Consider the following 2,608-nt stretch of genomic DNA (forward strand, 5'->3'; position numbering starts at 1 on the left):
GATGCAGGTTTCTCGGACGCCACGCGCGACGTTTGAGTGACACACGGCGTTGCCTGGCGTCGGAGAAGCGCTCAAGCGGGAAATCGCGGGTTTGGAATTGGGCGGATCAGCTGGGTCTATGGGGATTTGAAGCGGTTGATTGCCCAGGTTCTTGTTGCGCAGGTTGGGCTGACTGCACTCTTGCAGGCAGCTTCGGCGCGGGTCTTGCGAGCTTTGATGAACATGCGTCGCACCTCGCGGATATCGACACCTTTCGCACCACTACGATCCGGGCTGCGGGCATGCCGGTCGGGTCGCAAGCGGTGTCGCGAACGGCGGGGATTGGAATTCCGGTCTTTGGCGCGCGTGTCATGCAGCGGCCCTCGCTGTTCCTGGCGGCGCTCTGGGATGTCGTTGCGGCGCGATCGTTTCGACGATGATCAGTTGCCCACCGCAGCAGGGGCATGGCAGCGCGAGGACGCCGCGGTGCGCAACGGTATCGTCAACAGTGTCATCACAAGCGCGACCCCGTTCTGCTCCGAGCAGTTCCCTGATCCTGGCGATATTGGCGGCACGGTTGCCATTCCCGAAGAAGCCGTAGTGGCGGATGCGATGCTGCCCCTTGGGCAGGACATGGATCAGGAACCGGCGGATGAACTCGTCGGCCTTCAGGGTCATGGTGGTATGCCGCCCGGGGCCGTTGACGCGGTAATCCTTGACGCGGAAGGTGACGCTCTGGTCGTCCACGCGGATCAGGCGGCTGTTGGAGATCGCGACACGGTGGGTGTAGCGCGACAGGTATGCCAGCACGGCCCCGGGTCCGGCGAAGGGCTCCTTGGCATACACGACCCAATCGATCTTGCGCAGCGGTTGCAGGAAAGCGTCGAAGGCCGCACGATCAACAAGCTCGGCATGGCCGCCGAAGAAGTGCAGCTTCCCGGCTGTGTGCAGCCGGGCCAGCCCGTCCAGGACGAGGCGGCGGTACAGGCGGGACAGAACCCGAACGGAGAGGAAGAAATTCCTGCGGCAGGCGATCCACCTGGTGCTGTCCGCAGACAGGCCGCCGCCCGGCACGATCATGTGGACATGCGGATGATGCGTCATCGCCGAGCCCCAAGTATGAAGCACGGATGTGACGCCGACCCGGGCGCCGAGGTGTTTGGGGTCGGTGGCGATCCTGATCACCGTGTCCGCGCTCGCCCGCATCAGCAGATTGTAGAGCTCCCGCTTGTTCTGGTGGGCGATGTCAGCGACCGGTTTTGGCAGCGTGAAGACGAGGTGGAAATACCGCACGGGCAGCAGTTCGGCCTCCCGCGCCGTCAACCATGCCTTTGCCGCACCCGCCTGACATTTTGGACAGTGCCTGTTCCGACAAGAGTTGTAGGCAATGTGTTCACGCCCACAGTCTTCACATCGCGCGACATGGCCGCCGAGCGCTGCCGTGCGGCAGCGCTCGATGGCGCTCATCACCTTCAACTGATCGAGGCTGACATGGCCCGCGTTAGCCGCCCGCCAGGCAGGCCCATGGGCGCGGAAAATACCCGCAACCTCCAGCCGTGACTGAGGCAAGGCGGTTTACGAAGCGCCTCTCTTACCCTTCTTGCGCTTCGCAGCGGTCAAATCGTCCAGCGGGCTCGCCACCGCCGAGATCATGCCGGTAGCAACGCTGGCATAGCGCGCAGTCGTGGTCAGTTTGGTGTGCCCGAGCAGCGCCTGAATGACCCGAATGTCCACGCCGCGTTCCAGAAGATGCGTCGCAAACGAATGGCGCAACGTGTGCAGCGTGACCGGCTTGGTGATGCCTGCCGCCCGCGCCGCCTCCTTGAACAGCCGTGAAATCTGGCGGGCGGAGAGATGCCTGCCACGATAGCCGGGGAAGAGAACGCGATCGGGCCCGGGCACGCCCGTGTCCTGGCCGGTCGGGCGTTCGGTCCACCACTCGCGCAACAGGCCCAAGATATCCGCGGGCAGCATCACGTTGCGATCCTTTCGGCCCTTGGCCTGCACGATGCGGATGATCTTCTGTTCCCCGTCGATGTCGCCGACCTTCAGCCGGACGACCTCGCCCGCGCGCATGCCGCACCCGTAGGCGAGCGAGAGCATAACGCGCGCCTTCAGGCCGGGTGCCATGGCCAGAAGGCGTTTGACCTCATTGCGGCTCAGCACAAGCGGCACCTTCACAGGCTCCTTGAGGTGAAAAACCTCGGCCGCCAGATCATGTCGCCGCAGGGTGACCCGAAGCAAAAACTTCACCCCGGTCATCGTCTGGTTGCGGGTGCAGATACTCGTCCCGCTCTCGATCAGATGCCGCTGAAAATCCCTCACATCATCTGGTGTCGCTGTCTCCGGCGAGCGCCCGAGCCAGGCCGCAAATCGCTTGCAGGCGCGCAAGTGGCTGGTCTGCGACGCCGTTCCGAGGTTGCGTGCCGACATATCCGCAATCATGCGCGCGCGAAGGAGTGTCGTCGGTGTGGAATGCTGAACATTCATGGGAAAGCCCTCTGTCAATCGAGGCAAAATCACCTCGGCCAACAGCACACACCCGGCATCGAAAACCGCGAAGCAAATCCCAGTTCAGCGCAACGCCCACCACACAGAGCCACTATCGCATAGCGATTTAGTGCCAGAG

2 protein-coding genes are annotated in these 2,608 nt (G+C 63.4%); both read right to left on the reverse strand.

The features are described 5' to 3' along the window. Nucleotides 1–348: 348 nt before the first annotated feature. The gene (locus DDZ14_RS19090) at nt 349–1,548 is read right to left on the reverse strand and encodes an IS91 family transposase (RefSeq protein WP_109426558.1); all 1,200 of its coding nucleotides are present in this window, start codon (nt 1,546–1,548) and stop codon (nt 349–351) included. A gap of 6 nt (nt 1,549–1,554) precedes the next feature. Further along, the gene (locus DDZ14_RS19095; RefSeq protein WP_109426559.1) at nt 1,555–2,469 is read right to left on the reverse strand and encodes a tyrosine-type recombinase/integrase; all 915 of its coding nucleotides are present in this window, start codon (nt 2,467–2,469) and stop codon (nt 1,555–1,557) included. Nucleotides 2,470–2,608: the final 139 nt, after the last annotated feature.

Origin of the sequence: Maritimibacter sp. 55A14 (assembly GCF_003122205.1) — a bacterium.
GTDB lineage: Bacteria > Pseudomonadota > Alphaproteobacteria > Rhodobacterales > Rhodobacteraceae > QEYE01.